Below are 17,628 nucleotides of genomic sequence, written 5' to 3' on the forward strand. Positions count from 1 at the left end.
GCAACCACCATTTGGCCGCTCCGAATTACTCCGTTCCGGAAAAAAGTGCAGTTCACCAGCACGATGGTGAGATAAAGGGCGGCAAGTGACATCCGAATGTCGCGGCCTGCGAGATCCAGTAATCACAGATCCCGCCGGAGCCTCACTCGATTGGCGCAATTCGCGTCCCGAACGGCGGATGGCCGACCGCGATGGCACCACCTAAAATCGGTCCGATGCGACCGGATCGAGTTGGCCCGCCCGTACGCAGAACAACGGCGATAAAACAGTTTATCGACGACGATTGCGCATCCTTCCGTCGCTATTTCTGATAACGCCGCGCGGAGGGGTCATGACCGACGACAAGCCGGTGGCGGTGCTGGGCGCGGGCGTCATGGGGACGGGCATCGCCACCTTGCTGCTCGGGCACGGCCTGCCGGTGGTGCTCGTCGACGTGACCGACGCCGTGCTCGCCTCCGCACGCGACCAGGTCCGGGACCAGACGCGGCTGGCCACCATCATGGGGGCGTTCCCGGCCGGGAGCCGGACCGGCGAACTCGTCACCACCACCGTGCTGGCGGACATCCACCCGGCCGGGTTCGTCGTGGAGTCGGTCACCGAACAGCCCGGGGTCAAGGCCGAGGTCCTCGCCGGGGCGACCGCCGTGATCGCGGCGGGCACACCGGTCATCTCCAACACCTCGGCCATCCCCATCGACACGATGGCGCGGTGGGTGGCGCGACCGGCCGACTTCCTGGGGGTCCACTTCATGAACCCGCCGTACCTGGTCCGCACGGTCGAGCTCATCCCCGGCCCCCGGTCCGGCGCCGGGGCCGTCGCGGCCACCCGCGCGCTGCTCGCCGCCGTCGGCCAGACCGCGGTCACGGTCGGCGACGGGCCGGGGTTCGTCGTCAACCGGGTGCTGCAGCGAATGATCAACGAGGCCGCGCGGATCGTCGAGGAGGGCGTGGCGGACGCGGCGTCGGTCGACGCCGCGTTCACCGGCTGCCTCGGCCACCGCACCGGACCCCTCGCCACCGCCGACATCATCGGCCTGGACACCGTCGTGGACTCCCTGCGGGTGCTGCTCGAGCACACCGGCGACGAGGGCTACCGCCCGGCTGAGCTGTTGTTGACCCACGTCGCGGCAGGCCGGCTGGGCCGCAAGACCGGACTCGGCTTCCACCCGTACGGAGATCCACGATGACCACACCCCCCGTCCCGGGACCCGGCGCCTCAGCCGGGACCCGATCGGCTGAGATCAGCGCCGAACTGCTCGCGTTCCTGTCCCGCAGGCTCCGCACCGACGTCGGCCCCGGGCAGGACCTGTTCGGCACGGGGCTGGTGACCTCCCTGTTCGCCTTGGAGCTGGTGGTGCACCTTGAGCAGACCTTCCGGATCGCGGTCGAGGGACCGGAGCTGACGCTGGCGAACTTCCGCACGGTGGACGCCATGACCCGGATGGTGCTGCGGCTGGACGTGCCGGACCGTGGATGACGGCGCGGTCGCGACGTTGGTGGCCGACCTGGTCGGTGACAGCGCAAGCGAGTGGGATGTGGCGGGCACGCTGCCGCCGGGCGTGTTGCCCGCGCTGGGCGCCGCGGGCGCGCTGTGCCCCGACGTCCCGGTCGAGTACGGCGGCCTCGGCTGGAGCAGCAGGCGATCCGGCGAACTGACCGCGTTCACCGGCGCGCTGTGCTCGTCGCTGCGCAGCCTCATGACCTCGCAGGGCATCGCGGCGTGGACGGTGCGCCGCTTCGGCGACCCGGCGCAGCGCGCCACCCACCTGCCGAGGTTCACCGCGGGCGAACTGGCGGCCGTGGCGTTCAGCGAACCCGACGCGGGCAGCGACCTCTCGGCCATAGCCACCACGATCCGGCCCGAGGGTGACGAGGTGGTGGTGACCGGCCGCAAGACGTGGGTCACCGGCGCCGCCTACGCCGACACCATCGTGGTGTTCGGCCGTCACGGCGACGGCGCCGGGGCCGTGCTGGTCCCGACGCGGGCGCCCGGCGTGCGAGTGGCGCGCGTGCCCGATCCGATGGGGTGCCGCGCCGCCGGGCACGCCGACGTCACGCTGACCGGCGTCCGGCTGCCCGCGGACCACCTGCTCGCCACGGCCGGGGTGCCGTTGGAGTGGCTGGTCACCTCCGCGCTGACCCACGGCAGGCTGTCGGTGGCATGGGGCTGCGTGGGCATCCTCCGCTGCTGTTTGCGCGCCACCGCCCGGTATGCGAGCACCCGCGTGCAGTTCGGCGTGCGGCTGGTCGAGCACCAGCTCGTCGCCCGCCACCTCGCCGAGCTGCACGTCGCCGAGCAGGCGGCCACCCGGGTCTGCGAGCACGCGAGCGCGTGCTGGGACGACGGGAGCCCCGAACAGGTCATGGCCGCCATACAGGCCAAGCACCTGGCCGCCGGGAACGCGGCCCGCGGCGCGGCGGCGGCCGTGCAGGTGCTCGCGTCCGCGGGCGCCCACGACGGCCACCCGGTCGCCCGCGCCTACCGCGACGCCAAGCTCATGGAGATCATCGAGGGCAGCACCGAGCTCAGCCAGCTCGCACTGGCCAAGCACGCCGTCGCGGTGTGGTCGTGACCGCGGGCAACGGCACCGGGTTGGCAGGCACTGGGCCGCCCAAGAGGTTCGCCGAGGGCACCGAGCGCCCGCCCACGCGGCGTTCGCGCCCTCGGTGACCACTGAGGACTCCCGCCGTAGACGCGCCTTCTACCAGGCGGGGTTCGCGCGTGACGCCGCGAAGGCGGAGTTCACCGGCGCCGACGAGGAGTTTCTGTCTACTTTGGACATGCGGTTGGGCATTCACGAGCTGCCGACGCCGACCTGGCGCGCGTGGCGGAGCAGGCGGGCAACTGCTGCACCTGGTTGCCGAACCGCAAACCCCCCGTCACCACGATGACCGTCCAGGCACCCACCCTGCCCAGGAACGAACCGGGATGACCGCACCGCACGCCCATTCGGCTCGTGCCGTGCGCAGTGCGAGGGCTTGATACGCGTCCGCACTGAGGTGGCCCTCAGGGTGACACTCACAGAAGCCGTCAGGGGCGGGCGAAGACCTCGCCGCGCGCAGGCGCCTCGTCGTGGTCGAGTCCCCAGCATTCAACAGTCCCGTCGTCGCGGGTTCCGCACGAGTAGTCACCGCTGTTGGTCGCGCCCAAGACCGCGAACTCCCCGTCAGGAGGCGTGATGTCGCCGTTGTCGCTGCGACCCCAACACGTGATGGTCCGGTCGACGCGGTGTCCGCAGGAGTGCCGCTCACCGGTGGCGACCGCTGAGTAGTGCCCGTCAGGGAAGGACGTCTGGCCGTCCTGATTCTCGCCCCAGCAGGTGATCGCACCATCAACACGCAGCGCGCAGGCATGGTCCTGTCCCACAGACACGGTGGTGAACCCCCCGACCGGTGGCGAATTCTGGACAACAGCGTTGCTGTCCCGACCCCAACAGGTGATCATGTTGTTGTCGCGTATCGCGCATGCGTTGCCATCGGACCCATAGGCCAGCATTCGGAAGTTGCCGTCGGGCGCATCAGGCGCATCATCTCCCCAACACTGGATGATTCCAGTGCTGCGTATTCCGCAGCCGACAACGATGCTCACGAACGAGCCCGAAGGGGATGGCGGTTGGGCGCGGGGTTGGCCATCCACCCAACTCCGGGGCGCGTCCCAGCACAGCACGGTCTGGTCCTGCTTGAGGCCGCACGCGATGCTATCGAAGACGCTGATGCTGGTGAATCGATCGGGCGGCGTTTGGGACGCGCCAGCGAATTCATCGAGATAGCCGTCCTCCCACCAACAATGCGCCGACAAGTTCTCGCGGAGTCCACACGCCAGCGGGTAGCCAGTGGCCAACAGTGTTCCGCCTGTCGGAACAATCTGGTCCTCAGCTGTCCCAACTGGCAGGACTGACTGTCCCGCCACCTGATCTGTTCCTGCGGCTCGGCTGATCACCCACACCCCACCAAACGACACCAGAACCAGATTGACCAGAAGCAAGACACCGATCAGCACCGCCATGCCGGGATTGTCGGAGGCGTAGTTCTGGATGGACTTGTATCGGGCCCTGACATCCCCGCCCGCCTGGATGGCCATGAAGCCACCGCTGGTATTCAGGGGACTGTTGATGGCGAGGGAGTTGGTGATCGTCGAGACGGTGATGCCGCTCCGAGCAATGGCCGCATCCCGGTACGCCGCATGGACTCGGGATTCGAACTGGGAATCTTGCCTACACGCGTCTTCGAGCAGCCGGGTGACGACCGCCTCGACATACGGTGCGGGGACCCGGCCGGCCCGCAACGCCGCGTCCAACTCGGCGATCACGGGGTAACGGCTGAATCGCAGATGAATCAGCCCCCACAGCCTGGCGGCGGAAGCGTCAGCCTGATCCTCTCCTACACCACCGCCTGCACTGGCTCGCTGGTGTCTTACCAACGCCCAGCCGACAAGGAATCCGACCACTTCACCCACCGCGTTCCACCCTCCAACCCCCGACCTCCGCAATCGGGCGATCATCTGTCACCCCCCACATCGAGCACCACCCCTTTTACGTAACTGTCAACCCCGCGCCTCGGACGGCTGTCGCAGTTGGGTGCGGGCGGGCGTTGCCCGCCCGCACACCGGTCAGCCCTTCCCGAAGCGGTACGCGCTGTCGAGTGCCACGAACGCGATCAGGGTGGCGCCGAAGACCGGCATCGCCCAGCCGAGTGCCGCCGCGACCGCGACGGCGGCCGCCAGGGCCGGGAGCGGCATCTGCCGCCACACCGGTTCGGGCGCGGGGGTGAGACCGCCGGAGGTCGGGCGTCGCTGCCACCACATCCGGTAGCCCAGGACCAACAGGGCCAACGCGCCGATAGCGACCAAGGCCAGCGCGAGCTGGTTGGCGAACCCGAACAGGGTGCCGCTGTGCGCCTGGATGCCGAGTGTCGTCAGCTTGGCGAGCAGCGGGAAGTCCTGCCAGCCCTGCCGTGCGGTGACCTGTGCGGTGTAGGGGTCGACCGCGATCGTGGTCTTGCGGACCGGCAGCCCCTCCGAGGTCTCGGCGACCTTCACCGCCTTGGTGGCCGACGCGGGCAGGGTGATCGTCAGCTGGTCCTCCATGCCCTGCGCCCTGGCGACGGACAGGACACGGTCCAAGCCGACCGGCTCGCCCCGCGGCATCACGTTCGGCGCGCTCAGGCTGGGCGACTTGGCATCGAGCGCGGAGATGGCCGAGTCGACCCGCGCGCCCGCGTGGACCGACCAGGTCAGGCCGGTCGCGCTCAGACCGAGCAGGCCCAGGGTGAGCCACAGGCCCAGCACGCCGTGCCGCGACCGGGTGCGCACCCGAGGGGACCCGGTGCTCGCGGGCACCAGCAGCGTCCGCAGGCGCCGCCGCTTGCCGACCCACATCACCAGCCCGCCCAGCACCAGGAACGGCAGCCAGCTCGCCGCGAACTCCGCGTACAGCCTGCCGACCTCACCGAGGTGCAGCGAGCTGTGCAGCTCGCGCAGCCACACCTGGGCGGGTGGGCGGTTGTTTACCGTGACCAGATCGCCGACGACCTTGCCGGTGTACGGGTCCACGTAGATGGTCAGCGCCTCGGTCGAGAAGTGGTCGTCGCCGTGCGCCAGGCCGGGTTTGTCGAGGACGACCTGCGTGGTGCGCTCCGGATCGGCGGGCACGATCACCGAGGTGACCTCGCCGTCCGGGTGGGCGGCGAGCGCGGCGTCAACCTGCTCGGTGAGCGGCCGGACAGAGCCTGCGGTCGCCTCGACGTACAGCTTGTCGCCGTAGAGCACGTCGTTGATCTGGGGAGTGAAGGCGTAGAGCAGCCCGGTCAGCGCGAGGACGGCGAGGAACGGCGCGACCGCCAGGCCCGCCAGGAAGTGGACGCGACGGGCCAACGCCGACAGCGCGCGGCGCGGTCGCGGTTTGGCGGGCGCCTCCGGGGTGGCTGATCCAGGCGGTTCGGGATCGATCGTGGTCATGGCGGAACTCCTGAAGTGGGTGGGGACGTGCGGGGGCGACCGGCAGCGGCACCGGAGCGAGGGCGCGCCGGTGGCGGGTCGGGAAGCGGATCAGACAGCGGTGGCGGGCGGACCGCGGGTGACCACCGTGTGCGAGAGCAGCGCCGCACGCGCGGGCAGTGCCGTCTCCGGGAACGCGGGTCGCGGGCAGGCGGCCGGGTGGACAACCGGTGCGGCGACAAGCAGTCTCGTGACGAGCCCGCGCACGCCCGCCCACACCCGTCGCTCGCCTTGGCGGAGCCACCACGCCAGCACCACGGTCGCGACCACGTGCGCGGCCACCATCTCGAGCGCGGACACCCCGCGGTCGACCGCCAGGTGGGCGAGGTGCGAGTCGGCGAGCACGGTCAAGGTCACGTGCGTGCCGGATTGGCCGAGGACGAGCATCGCGACGATCGCCGGAAGGCCCCGCTCGCGCGCGGTCATCAGCCAGCACGGCAACAGGAGCAGGGCAGCCGCGACAGCGATCGCCGAACCCGACCAGGTCCCCCCACCGACCACGTGCCCCACACCGCCGGTGAGGAGGGCGGCGACGAGCGAGGTCGCGGTGCGCCTACCGCGCGCCGGAGCCACCCTGCCGTCGCCCACGACCTGCCGCCTTCATTCGTCGTCTCACCGAGATTAGCGAGACGAGCACCCCGGCCTCTACCTGCGAACACCCATTCACATGACGTCAACGCGCGCGGTTGTCGTCACACGCGTCGGAAGACTTTCGCCAGAAGCCACACATCCGGCGAGCAACTCGCGCGAAACCTCGGGGCGATGCGTCGACGACAGCTCCGCCGGACTCCGCGCTTGGACCTGCCAGCGTGCGCGGTGGCAGCGCGCTCCCCGCGCGGGCGGGGCTGGTTCCACAGTCGATTTGTGGGGAACAGGAGGTTTACCAAGTCGCTTGATCGGTTAGATAGTGGTCAGCCCTGAAGGACCACGCGTGGTAGGTCAGGGATAGGCCCCGCTGGTTCGACAACGTAGCCAGCGGGGCCGCCTTTGGCTCGCTTGGGCTGGGTTGTGGTGCCTCGCGAACGGGCTGTCAGCTCGTGTGTCGTTCAGGTTTGCCCGGGTGGGGTGGTGGTCCACGGCCAGGTCATGCGGACGGTGGTGCCGGTGGGGGTGCTGGTGATCGCGGTTTCGGGGGCCAGGGCGCGGATGAGGGAGGTGCCTCGGCCTCGGTTGGGGCCGGTGGGGGTGTCGTTCCAGCGGCCGGTGTCGATGACCGTGACGGTGACGAAGCCCGCGGTGGCGGTGGCGGTGAGGTGCAGGGTGCCGGGGAATTCCGGGGGGTAGGCGTGGTCGACCACGTTGGCCATCGCCTCGGTGGCGGCGAGGGCGATGTCGGCCACGAGGTCCGTGGGCAGGCCGTGGCTGTCGGCCCAGGCGGTGAGGGCATGGCGCATGATGACGGTCTGCTGGGGGGTGGCGGCGACCTCGCGCACCAGCTCGTCGGTCTCTGTTGCGAGGTCCTCTACGGGTTCGTCGGCGTTGGTGTCGGTCAACACGGAGATCCCTTCGCCGGCGGCGCCGAGGAAGATACCCCGCAAAGGCGGGGTTGAATCTTGGCGGAATACGCCGCTACCGCGTGTGTTAGCGCCCTATCGGTGCGCAACCGGGAGCATGCCCCTCAGGAAACCCCTTCTGCGTGTCGCCAATCCTGGTGGACGCCGGGCACCGCCGTGGCCTGGGACTCACAAGCACCTTCGTCGTCGGCGAACCGGCCCGCGACTGGCGTTGGGTTGGCGGCGAGCGGGTCCGGGCGCGAAGGAGGTCAGCGTGGGGTGAGGAGGTCGTCGAGGGTGGCGGGGGCCAGGCCGAAGGCGGTGGTCATGCCGATGCCGGACGTCACCGAGACGACCCTGGTCGTGGGGTGCGGTGCGGCGGTGAGGAACTCGCCGGGGGCTGAGGCGTAGACGCCGGTCCAGCGGCGGCGGACGGCCAGGTCGGGCACGCCGAGCAGGCGGGCCGCTTCGCGCAGCTGTGGGCGGAGGTCATCGAGGACGCCGACCCCGGCCCGTCGCAGGCGCTGCGCTCGGCGGGCGCGAGCCGCGCGCAGGTCGCCGCGCACGCGCTGCTGCCCTCGGCGCTGCCGCAGCTGGCAGGCCTGCTGATGTACCGCTTCGACGTCAACGTCCGCTCGTCGCTGGTGCTCGGCCTCGTCGGCGCGGGCGGCATCGGATTCCTGATCAACCAGTCCATCCGGCTGTTCAAGTTCGACGAGATGCTCACCCACATCCTCGTGGTCGTCGTGCTCATCGTCGTGGTGGACCGGCTCTCCGCCGCGGTCCGCGCCCGGCTGTCCCGAGAGGATTCCCCATGATCACCCTGGCCGCGCTCGACATCGCGGGCACCACCGTGGACGAGGGCGGCGCCGTGTACGACGTGCTGGCCGCCGTCGTCGCCGACCACGGCGCGCCGGGCGCCGACATCCGCCCGTGGATGGGCGCCGACAAGCGCGAAGCCCTCGCCGCCCTCACCGGCGACCCCGCCGCGGTCGAGGACCTGCACGCCGAGTTCGTCACCCGCCTGCGCGCCGCCTACACCGCCACGCCCCCGACCCCGCTGCCCGGCGTGCCCGAGGCCCTGGCCGCCCTGCGCGCGGCGGGCGTGCGGGTCGTGCTCACCACCGGCTTCGACCGCGCGATCACCGACCCCCTGCTCGACGCGGTGGGCTGGCGGGTCGGCGACCACGTCGACGCCGTCGTGTGCGCCTCGGAGGTGGCGGGCGGGCGCCCCCGGCCGCACATGATCCACCGGGCGATGGAACTGACCGGCGTCACCGACCCCGCGCGCGTCCTGGCCGCGGGCGACACGACCCTCGACATCCGAGCGGGCCGCGCCGCCCGGGCGGGCATCGTCGCCGCCGTCCTCACCGGAGCCCAGACCCGCGCCGAACTCGAGGCCGAACACCCCACCCACGTCCTGCGGGGTGTGCGCGAACTCCCCGACCTGCTGCGCGAGGCGGATTCATCGGGCGTGCTTCGCACGCGGTGAGCACGACCTCCTCGGAGGCCGCCTGAAGGCAAGACCCGTCTTCACTGCCACGATCTCCGCGTAACGCGAAGCCGCGCTCCCCGAGGTGGGTCCCCCTTCGGTGCGCGTTCCGGCCGGGAGCGTCTCCGTGCCGCGCCCCCACTCGTAGACGGTGACGGTCGCCCCCGTGATGAGAGCCGACGCGGTGGCGATCGCGACGCGCGCCCACACTGACGACTGATGAGGGATCGGAGACCGGCTCGGACCTCAGCGACCTGAGCGAGCTGATCGACACGAGGCGGGAAGCTCTGTAGCCGGCGGTCACGGATCGTGTCTGTTGTGCGACAGTGGCGGTATGCGAGGGCGACGTGTGGTGTTGGTCGTGACCTGTGCGCTGGTGGCGGGTCTCGGTGGGTGGTTCGCCGTGGCCCGGTGGGATCAGGCGGACCGGGTTGCCGCGATCGTGTCGGCGTTGGGGGCGGTGGCCGCGGTCGGGGTTGCCGTCTGGGCCGCGGTGCGGGCGCCGCAGGGTGCTTCGGTTCGGGTGAGCCGTACCGGTGATGCCACGGCTCATGGGGGGCAGGCCAATACCGGCGTCTCCGGGGAGGCCCGTCACCTCGCCGGGCCGGTGGTGGCCGAGAAGACCGGTGACGCCGCTGCCTCGGGGGATGGCGACGCCAACACGGGTATCCGGCTGAACTGACAGGACGGGTGGGGACCGGGTGCGGGATCGGCGGGACAAGGCGGGGGGCGACACGACCGCGGCCAGGACCGGGGACGCGTCGGGGGGTTACGTCGCCAACACCGGGGTGCACATCGGTGACATCAACCTGCGGACCGGCGCGCCGGTGCGCACCCGGTACCGCGAGCAGGTCAAGCGGATCGTGCCCAGGGAGCTGGTCGAGCGCGAGGCCGAGCGGGCCGAGCTGGCGGCGTTCGCCACCGATCCGGCGTGCGCGGGCAGCTATGCCCTGTGGCGGGCGCCTGCCTGGGCGGGCAAGTCGGCCCTGCTGTCGTGGTTCGTCCTCAACCCGCCGCCCGGTGTGCGGGTGGTGTCCTTCTTCATCACCGCCCGGCTGGCCAGCCAGAACGACCGCGGGGCGTTCGTGGAGAACGTGCTCGAACAGCTCGCCGCGCTGCTGGACGATCCCCTGCCCGCGCTGCTCACCGTGCACACCCGCGAGGCGCACATGCTCGGGCTGCTCACCGACGCCGCCCATGCCTGCGAGGACCGCGGGGAGCCGCTGGTCCTGGTCGTCGACGGGCTCGACGAGGACCGCGGGGTCACCACCGGCCCGGACGCCCACAGCATCGCCGCGCTGCTGCCCGCCGAGCTGCCGCGCGGGCTGCGGGTGGTCGTCTCCAGCAGGCCGCGGCCGCCGGTCCCGCCCGACGTGCCCGAGCACCACCCGCTGCGGGACACCGGCATCGCCCGGACGCTGGCGACCTCCGCGAAGGCGACGGCCATCCGCGCGGACATGGAGCGCGAGCTGAAACAGCTGCTCACCGGCACCGAGGTCCAGCAGGACCTGCTGGGGCTGCTCGCCGCGGCGGGTGGCGGGCTCGGCCCCCGGGACCTGGCCGAGCTGACCGGCCGGTCGCAGTGGGAGGTGGACGACCACCTGCGCACCGTCACCGGCCGCAGCTTCACCCTCAGGGACGCGCGGTGGCGGCCGGACACCGCGGTCTACGTGCTGGGCCACGAGGAACTGCAGAAGGCCGCGATCACCATGCTCGGCGACGCCCGGATCGCGGGCTACCGCGACCGGCTGCACCAGATGTACGCGCGATACCGCGAGGCGGGGTGGCCGCCGTCCTCCCCGGAGTACCTGTTGAGCGGCTACTTCAACATGCTCAAGGCGGTCGGCGACCTGCCGAGGATGATCACCTGCGGCACCGACCTGGCCCGCCACAACCGGATACTGGACATCTCCGGCGGTGACGTCACGGCCATCGCCGAGATCACCAGCACCCAGGAGGCCATCGCGGACGGGGGTCTCCCGGGCGCCGCGGCGGTGTCGGCCATGGTCCGGCTGGCCGTGCACCGCGACCACCTCCGCAAGCGCAACTCCTACATCCCGTGCGAGCTGCCCGCGGTCTGGGCGGCGCTCGGCCACGTCAACCGGGCCGAGGCCCTCGCGCAGTCGATCACCAGCCCGTACTGGCGGCGCAGGTCGCTGGTGGCGCTGGTCCGGGCGCTCGTCGCCTCCCGGGAGTTCGACCGGGCCGAGCTGGTGGCGCACTCCATCACCAACGTGGTCGAACGGGAGGAGTCGCTGGTCATCGTGGTCGGGGCACTGGCAGGGGCCGGGGCGCTCGACCGGGCGCGGGCCGTCACCGGGCTGATCACCGACCTGGTCGCGCGGGGCCAGGCGCTGACCGCCGTGGCGCGGGCGCTCGCCGCGGCCGGGGACACCGACCAGGCCGAGGCGTGCGCCAGGTCGATCAGCAACCGGCACTGGCGGGTCCGCGCGCTCATCGCGGTCGCCGACGCCACCGCGGACCGCGGCGAGGGCAGGCGGGCATGCGCGCTCGCCATGGAGGCCACGTCGCTGGCCAGGACGCTGTCCAAGCCCGATGTGGAACGCGCGGCCCTGCAGGTGCTGGCCAAGGCGATGACCGCCGCGGGCCAGGAGGACCGGGCCCGCAGGCTGGCGGAGCTGATCCGCCACCAGACACCCGAACCGCTGCCCGCCTGGAAGACGGATGGGCTGCCGACGTACGACGAGGTGCTGCTCGCGCAGGTCGATGACTGCGAGCAGCTGGTCCTCCTCGCCCAGGAAGCCATCGCCCACGGTGACCTGGACCGGGCCCGCGCCGCGGCGACGGAGGCCGAGGCCCTGGCCAGGAAGATCAGCAATCCCGTGGGGTACGGCCAAGCCCTGGTCGCGCTGATCAGTGCCACGGTCAGCGCGGACAACCTCGACCGGCTGCTCGCGCTCGCCGAGCTGATCACCGGCCACTACGAGCGGGTCCAGGCGCTGACCGCGCTGATGGGCCTGGTGGCAGGCGCGGACCTGGCCAGGGCGCGGGCCATCGGGGCCACCGCCGAGGACCTCGCCCGGTCGACCAACAACGACATCGAGCAGAAGCAGGCCCTGCTCGCCCTGGTCCGAGCCGTGGTGCCGATGGGGGACCTCGACTCGGCGGAGGCGCTGACCCGGTCGATCCCCGACTCCGACGAGCGCGTCGAGGCCCTGTACCTCCTGACGCGGGCACTGGCCGCCAACGGGAACCCCGGCCGGGCGGTGGAACTGGCCGAGTCCGTCCCGGAGCCCGACAAGCGCTGCCGGGTGCTCATCGGCATCGCGTGGGCGGTGGTGGGAGCCGGTGACCGCGACCGAGCCCGCGAGTTGGTCGCCCGCGCCGCGACCCTGGTCACCACGATCACCGCGGACACCGCGAACGCCACTGTCCACAAAAGATTCCGGGTGGTGGTCGGGCTCATCGGGATCACGGCCGCCGCGGGCGATCCGACGCAGACCGACCGGCTGATCACCGAAGCCGAGACCCTGGTCAAGACCGTCGGCGGCGAGATGCCGGGGATGTCGGAGTTGATCCGGATGGTCACCATGACCGGCGATCACCGGCGAGCCGAGGCGCTCGCCCGATTCATCACCGACCCGGACTGGCGGCGGGAGGAGCTGACCACGCTGCGCACGGCCGCGGCCGATCACCCCGACCGGGTGGCCGCGTTGACGACCGCCATCAACGAGATCCCGGAACACTTCGTATCGAGGACCGCGCCCTCGCGGCTGGACGCGCTGATCGCCGAGGGGGACCTCGACCGCGCCGCCCCGCTCATCCGCTCGATGCCCGACCCCGAGAAGCAGTGCGCCGCGTGGGCGGCGCTGGCCAGGCACGTCGGGCCCGCCCACCGCGCGGGCCCGATCGTGGCGATCCTCGCCAGGCAGCCGTGGGCGGAGGCGATGAAGGTGCTGGCCGAACACCAACCGGAGGCGCTGGTCGTGCTCATCGACGAACTGCTCGCCATCTCGGCCCCCGCGCCGGGATCACCGGCCTGACCGCGAACCCGCGGTCACATGTCCCAGCCCGCGCGCATGGCGAAGGCGTCGACGTAGACGTCCTTGCGGGCCACCTTGTCGCCGGAGAACCGGAGGACGTCCATTGCCTCGAAGGCCGCGCGGTGGCCCGCTTTGCCGGTGAACCTGCCGATGGGGAACGGCTCGGCCAGGGTGGCGGTGATGGTGTACTCGACGACAGCGAGGTCCCCGCGGACGGTGAGGCGGGCGGTCTCGGCCCGGTAGTCGGGCATCACGTGGAAGAACGCCGCGTACTGCTCGCGGACGGCCTCGGCGCCCGCCACCTCGTCGGAGCCCTCCAGGTGCAGGTGGAAGACCATGTCGCCGGTCTGCATCGACAGCAGGGTCTCCAGCTCGTGGGCGTTCCAGGCGGCGCAGTAGCGGTCGACGACCTCCTCCATGTACCGCTGGTCGGCGCTGGATTCGGTTGCCGTCATCGTGTGCTCCCTTCGCGTCGGCCGATCACCCGACCGACTGATCCCCCACGGTCTCGACAAGATCCCACAACCCGCGCACCGAGCGCTGACAGCGACCCCACCGGCCACCGCCGGGTCAGACCGTGGCGAGTTCGCGGGCGGGCTCGGGCTTCGGGGTGCGGAGGGCGGCCATCGCGGACAGCGGGGCCGACAGGGCGATGGCGCCGCAGACGACCCAGGTGGCCTGGACGCCGACCAGCGCGGACAGGCTGCCGAACAGGGCGATGGAGAACGGGGCGGTGCCGATGCCCGCGATGGCGAGGGTGGCCATCGCCGCGCCCAGCCGGTCGGCGGGGGCCGCGTCCTGGTAGAGGCTGACGATCGCGGGCCCGTTGAGGCCGCTGGCCAGGCCGACGACGAACGCGACGGCGGCCAGCGAGAGCACCGTCGGCATGAGCGCCATCAGCAGCAGGCCCACGCCGATCAGCCCGGCGCTGGCGACCAGGCGCAGCACCAGCGGCAGCCGGTGCGCGATGAGGGCCCCGACAGCGGTGGCGGCCAGCGCGCCCGCGCTGAACGCGGCGATCACGGTGGCGACGGCGCTCACGCCCCACGTGCGCTCGTCGGCGAGCAGGGGCAGCGCCGCCGCGATCGGCCAGGTGAACGCCAGGTCGAGGGTGAACGCCGAGACGAACAGCCAGCGCAGCCGGGGGTTGGCGCGCAGCAACCGCAGGCCGTCGGCGGAGCGGTGCAGCAGGGCCTTGTTGACCGTCACCTGGCGCAGCGACACCGGCTCAGCGGGCCGGGGCAGGTCCCGGGTGACGAACACGAGCGCGGTCAGCGAGGCCAGGCAGGTCAGCGTGACGACGACGAGCGCGGGCCACAGCTCCCCGGACGCGATCAGCCAGGCCCCCAGCGGGGCGCCCATGATCGGGGCGAGCCGGGTGACGGTCGCGTAGAGCGAGTTCGCCCTGACCAGGTTCGGCCCCGGCGCGAGCGTGGGCAGCACGCTGCCGAACGACGGCGCGCCGAGCCCCAGCAGCACGCCCTCCACGATGACGATCACCGCCAGCGTCGCGACGTTCTCGGCGAAGTACACCCCGACCGCGCCCGCGGCGAGCAGGATCGCCCGCCCGGACGCCGTGCGCAGCAGCACGAACCGCGGTCCGAGCAGGTCGGCGACCGCGCCGCCGAAGACGAGCATCAGGGCCTTGGGGATGGTGGCGCACAGGATGAGGAAGGTGACCGCGCCCGTCCCGCCCAGCTGGACGGCGGTCCAGCTCATGGCGATCAGGAGCATGCTGTCGCCGACCAGGGACACGCCCTGGCCCGCGATGAGGGCGCCCACCCGAGCCCAATCCATGCGCTGCGGGGTTGTCGTGTCCATGTCGGGGTCGCTCCTGTTCAGGGAAGGGGGATGCCCGCGGCGGCGGTCAGGCGGCGCAGCAGGACGGGGTCGCGCAGCAGCGGGGCCAGCCCGCCGGTCAGCGCGTCGTCGACGGCGAGGACGGCGGCCAGGCACTCCGCCTCCCGCCCGACCCCGGGATCGGTGACGAGCAGCAGCCCGCCGCCGGAGTCGCCGTGGCCGAGGACGCGCAGCGCCCAGGCCGCGGCCCGCGCGGTATGCCCGCGGTCGCTCGGGGTGGCGGTGACGACGGGGGTGTCGTCGGGGGTGAAGAAGGCGTGCGCGGCCCCGCGGGGATCGCGGTGCACGGACGCGGCGCCGACGCGGTCGGCGGTCATGGCTGTCCTCCTCGCATCGAGGCTCCAGCAGGCTCCCGCCTAGGCGACCACGGGCCGTAGAGCGTCAGTGGGCCGAGGTCGGGGCTTGCGATCGCGGCGACGAAGCCGGGTGGGGCGGGCAGGTCGTGGACCTCCAGCCGGTGGCCCGGCACCCGGCCCGCGCGGCGGACCGGGAGGTGCAGGGACTCCAGGATTCGGCCGCCGTCGGCCTTGACGCACGCTTCCTTGCGGGACAGCAGCCGGTGGTAGGCGGTGGCAGGGTCGGCCGACGTGGCCACCAGGCCCGCCTCGTCGCGGGGCAGGAACCGGGTGGCCAGGTCGACCGGGCCCAGGTCGGGGCGGACGCGTTCGATGTCCACCCCGACGTGCGCGGTCACCGACACCGCGAGCAGGGCGTGGCCCGCCGAGTGGCTGAGGTTCCAGCGCCAGCGGGCGCGGGCGCCGGTGAACCCGGGCTTGCCGTGGACGCCCCGGCCCCACCGCAGGTCGCCGGGCGCGCCGCCGAGGTAGGCGGCGAGCACCGTGCGGGCCACGCCGTGCGCGACGGCGTAGCGGTGGTCGCGGCGAGCCCTGGCCCGCTCGGCCGCGTCGAGCGAGTGCGGCCACCCGGGGCCGTCCAGCCGGATGTGCCAGACGTCCACGCCCCGGGGCTCGGGCAGCCGCCCGTCAGACCGGGGCGACATCGCGCAGCCGCCCGTGCAGGTAGCCCTGGGCCAGGGTGAGCCGCTGGATGTTGCCGGTGCCCTCCATGAACTCGAAGGCCCGCGCGTCGCGGATCAGCTTGTCCAGCAGCGGGTGCTCCCAGCGCGCGCCCGGTCCGAAGTGGCGGGGGGCGGCGGCGGTGATGTCCTCGGCGAGCCGGGTGGCGCGGATCTTGGCCGCGGACGCCATCGTGCCGTCCCGCTGGTCGTGGTCGGCGACGCGCGCCGCGCCGAGGATGAGCGCGCGGGTGCCCGCCAGCCTGCCCGCGAACTCCGCCAGGTCGGCCGACGGGCGGTGCTCGGCGAGGTAGTCGTAGGCGGCCTGGGCCACGCCGAGCGCCATCGCCGAGACCACGGGCCGGAACCGGTGGAAGGTGCGGGTCGCCGCGGTCATGCCGCGCCGGGTCGCCGACAGGTGCCTGCCCAGCAGGTCGCGCTCGCCGATCGGCACCTCGCTCATCCGCAGCTCGCTGAGCTGCAGGCCGCGCAGGCCGAGGGTCTCGATCGGCACGGCGGAGAAGCCGGGCCGGTCGGTCTCCACCAGCACCGCCTCCACGCCGAGCGGGCCGGGCGCGCGGCGGGCGAACACCACGCCGATGCCCGCGCGGGCGCCGTTGCCGACGTAGCGCTTGGTCCCGGTGAGGGCGAAACCGCCGCCCTCGGGCTCGATCGTGGTGCCCATGCCCGCCGGGTCCGAGCCGTGGGCGGGCTCGGTCATCCCGAAGAACGTCCACGTCGGACTGGCGGCGAGCATCCCGTAGTAGCGCTCGCGCTGCTCGGCGTCGGCCAGCTCGGCGACGACGTAGCCGGACATGGACGGGCCGGGCAGGCCGAGCACGCCGCCCGCGTCGGCCCTGGCCAGCTCCTCCATCGCCACGACCTGCTCGACGCAGGTGGTGAAGTGGACCGGCGTCCCGGCGACGCGCACCGGCTCGTCGGCGTACTCCGGCGGCAGCCCCATGTACGCCCTGAGGTGCGGGTGCCGGTCGAAGGTGTCGTGCACCGCGGTCGGGTCGCGGTCGACGACCAGCGCGTTCTCCCGCAGCGGGGCGGCGTCGGCGCGGGCGCGGGCGCGCAGCTCGGTCAGGAAGTCAGCCACGGCCGTCTCCCGGCGGGTAGGTGTCGGCGAGCAGCTCGGCGGCCCGCACGTCGCGGCCCGGTCCGTCGGCGACGAACCCGGACGCGCCGACCAGGTGCAGCCCGACCCGCTCGGCCTCGGCGAGGCAGCGGTGCGCGGCGGCGGTGGTGTCGGCGTCCGGCCACGCGGCCAGCAGCGCCTGGGCCTGGGCGCGGGCCGCGATCCCGTCGGCCAGCAGCGCGCGGACCAGCGGCAGGCTCAGCGTCGACTGGCCCTGCACGAACCGCCCGCGCAGGTGCTCGGCGGCCCTGGCGAGCAGCCGGTCGACGAGGCCGAGGCGCAGCCAGGCCACGCCTTCGGCCCAGGCCGGGTCCGCCGGACCCGCGGTGGCGACGCGCAGCGCGGTCAGCTCGCCGGAGTCGGTCGGCACCGCGCCGAGCGGCTCCTCCAGGAAGTCCTGGCGGGCGCGGGCGCCGCCGGGGCTGGAGAACCGGTCGCACACCACGGCGATCTCGGCGGGCAGCAGCACGTGCCCGCCGGGACCGGCCGGGAGCACTCCGGGGCTGGTGGCCGCGTGCAGCCGCGCCAGGGCCGGGACGACCCCGAACTCGGCCGCCACGGCCTGCACAGTTGCCGCCTCCCCGGATTTGACCGTGGTGGGCGGGCACTGTCCTGTCGGGTGGGGACTC

The 17,628-nt window shown here is 72.6% G+C and carries 18 protein-coding genes; 7 read left to right on the forward strand and 11 right to left on the reverse strand.

Translation table 11 applies throughout. The annotated features are described in order from the left end of the window. The first annotated feature begins 331 nt into the window (after positions 1 to 331). The 3 genes from ACTG9Q_RS22560 to ACTG9Q_RS22570 are packed head-to-tail and all read left to right on the forward strand — an operon-like array spanning position 332 to position 2,572. Positions 332 to 1,186, forward strand: coding sequence for a 3-hydroxyacyl-CoA dehydrogenase family protein (locus ACTG9Q_RS22560; RefSeq protein WP_455574843.1), 855 nt, complete (start codon positions 332 to 334; stop codon positions 1,184 to 1,186). After that, positions 1,183 to 1,476 carry an acyl carrier protein gene (locus ACTG9Q_RS22565; RefSeq protein ID WP_455574844.1) on the forward strand — a complete coding sequence of 98 codons (294 nt, stop codon included), beginning with the start codon at positions 1,183 to 1,185 and terminating at the stop codon, positions 1,474 to 1,476. The genes ACTG9Q_RS22560 and ACTG9Q_RS22565 overlap by 4 nt, the downstream gene beginning before the upstream one ends. Further along, positions 1,469 to 2,572, forward strand: a complete 1,104-nt coding sequence (locus tag ACTG9Q_RS22570; protein ID WP_455574845.1) for an acyl-CoA dehydrogenase family protein — start codon at positions 1,469 to 1,471, stop codon at positions 2,570 to 2,572. Before ACTG9Q_RS22565 ends, ACTG9Q_RS22570 begins: the two co-directional genes overlap by 8 nt. Positions 2,573 to 3,030: 458 nt before the next feature. Here ACTG9Q_RS22570 and ACTG9Q_RS22575 read toward each other — a convergent pair whose 3' ends face one another. The 5 genes from ACTG9Q_RS22575 to ACTG9Q_RS22595 form a co-directional block, all read right to left on the reverse strand. Further along, positions 3,031 to 4,455 carry an RCC1 domain-containing protein gene (locus ACTG9Q_RS22575; protein WP_455574846.1) on the reverse strand — a complete coding sequence of 475 codons (1,425 nt, stop codon included), beginning with the start codon at positions 4,453 to 4,455 and terminating at the stop codon, positions 3,031 to 3,033. A 153-nt stretch (positions 4,456 to 4,608) separates the two neighbouring features. After that, positions 4,609 to 5,955 carry a PepSY-associated TM helix domain-containing protein gene (locus ACTG9Q_RS22580; protein WP_455574847.1) on the reverse strand — a complete coding sequence of 449 codons (1,347 nt, stop codon included), beginning with the start codon at positions 5,953 to 5,955 and terminating at the stop codon, positions 4,609 to 4,611. A 90-nt stretch (positions 5,956 to 6,045) separates the two neighbouring features. Beyond that, positions 6,046 to 6,582, reverse strand: a complete 537-nt coding sequence (locus ACTG9Q_RS22585; protein WP_455574848.1) for a hypothetical protein — start codon at positions 6,580 to 6,582, stop codon at positions 6,046 to 6,048. 458 nt (positions 6,583 to 7,040) lie between these two features. Further along, positions 7,041 to 7,487 (reverse strand): ATP-binding protein, encoded by a 447-nt coding sequence (locus ACTG9Q_RS22590; protein ID WP_455574849.1) that lies wholly within the window; start codon positions 7,485 to 7,487, stop codon positions 7,041 to 7,043. 269 nt (positions 7,488 to 7,756) lie between these two features. Then, on the reverse strand, positions 7,757 to 8,053 hold the full coding sequence (locus ACTG9Q_RS22595) for a hypothetical protein (RefSeq protein WP_455574850.1): 297 nt from the start codon (positions 8,051 to 8,053) through the stop codon (positions 7,757 to 7,759). Between ACTG9Q_RS22595 and ACTG9Q_RS22600 the strand changes: the two genes are divergently transcribed. The 4 genes from ACTG9Q_RS22600 (at position 8,012) to ACTG9Q_RS22615 (ending at position 12,983) form a co-directional block, all read left to right on the forward strand. Next, a complete protein-coding gene (locus tag ACTG9Q_RS22600; protein ID WP_455575054.1) occupies positions 8,012 to 8,305 on the forward strand; it encodes a PhnE/PtxC family ABC transporter permease in 294 nt (97 codons plus the stop codon). The genes ACTG9Q_RS22595 and ACTG9Q_RS22600 overlap by 42 nt on opposite strands. Then, the gene (locus ACTG9Q_RS22605) at positions 8,302 to 8,979 is read left to right on the forward strand and encodes a phosphonatase-like hydrolase (protein ID WP_455574851.1); all 678 of its coding nucleotides are present in this window, start codon (positions 8,302 to 8,304) and stop codon (positions 8,977 to 8,979) included. Before ACTG9Q_RS22600 ends, ACTG9Q_RS22605 begins: the two co-directional genes overlap by 4 nt. A gap of 361 nt (positions 8,980 to 9,340) precedes the next feature. Next, positions 9,341 to 9,661, forward strand: coding sequence for a hypothetical protein (locus ACTG9Q_RS22610; RefSeq protein ID WP_455574852.1), 321 nt, complete (start codon positions 9,341 to 9,343; stop codon positions 9,659 to 9,661). Between the two features lie 19 nt (positions 9,662 to 9,680). After that, positions 9,681 to 12,983: a tetratricopeptide repeat protein gene (locus ACTG9Q_RS22615; RefSeq protein WP_455574853.1), complete on the forward strand. Its 3,303-nt coding sequence runs from the start codon at positions 9,681 to 9,683 to the stop codon at positions 12,981 to 12,983. Between the two features lie 14 nt (positions 12,984 to 12,997). Here the strand turns inward: ACTG9Q_RS22615 and ACTG9Q_RS22620 are convergent, their stop codons facing one another. From ACTG9Q_RS22620 to ACTG9Q_RS22645, 6 genes are all read right to left on the reverse strand, one after another. Further along, complete coding sequence (locus ACTG9Q_RS22620) at positions 12,998 to 13,438, reverse strand: ester cyclase (RefSeq protein ID WP_455574854.1); 441 nt, start codon at positions 13,436 to 13,438, stop codon at positions 12,998 to 13,000. A gap of 115 nt (positions 13,439 to 13,553) precedes the next feature. After that, on the reverse strand, positions 13,554 to 14,804 hold the full coding sequence (locus tag ACTG9Q_RS22625; protein WP_455574855.1) for an MFS transporter: 1,251 nt from the start codon (positions 14,802 to 14,804) through the stop codon (positions 13,554 to 13,556). Between the two features lie 17 nt (positions 14,805 to 14,821). Then, entirely contained in the window at positions 14,822 to 15,160 is a 339-nt protein-coding gene (locus ACTG9Q_RS22630) for a hypothetical protein (RefSeq protein WP_455574856.1), read from the reverse strand. Beyond that, positions 15,157 to 15,843 (reverse strand): 4'-phosphopantetheinyl transferase family protein, encoded by a 687-nt coding sequence (locus ACTG9Q_RS22635; RefSeq protein ID WP_455574857.1) that lies wholly within the window; start codon positions 15,841 to 15,843, stop codon positions 15,157 to 15,159. Before ACTG9Q_RS22635 ends, ACTG9Q_RS22630 begins: the two co-directional genes overlap by 4 nt. Beyond that, on the reverse strand, positions 15,827 to 16,960 hold the full coding sequence (locus ACTG9Q_RS22640) for an acyl-CoA dehydrogenase family protein (protein WP_455574858.1): 1,134 nt from the start codon (positions 16,958 to 16,960) through the stop codon (positions 15,827 to 15,829). The genes ACTG9Q_RS22635 and ACTG9Q_RS22640 overlap by 17 nt, the downstream gene beginning before the upstream one ends. After that, positions 16,953 to 17,567 (reverse strand): hypothetical protein, encoded by a 615-nt coding sequence (locus ACTG9Q_RS22645; protein WP_455574859.1) that lies wholly within the window; start codon positions 17,565 to 17,567, stop codon positions 16,953 to 16,955. The genes ACTG9Q_RS22640 and ACTG9Q_RS22645 overlap by 8 nt, the downstream gene beginning before the upstream one ends. Positions 17,568 to 17,628 lie beyond the last annotated feature (61 nt).

Source organism: Actinokineospora lacus (genome assembly GCF_053813445.1).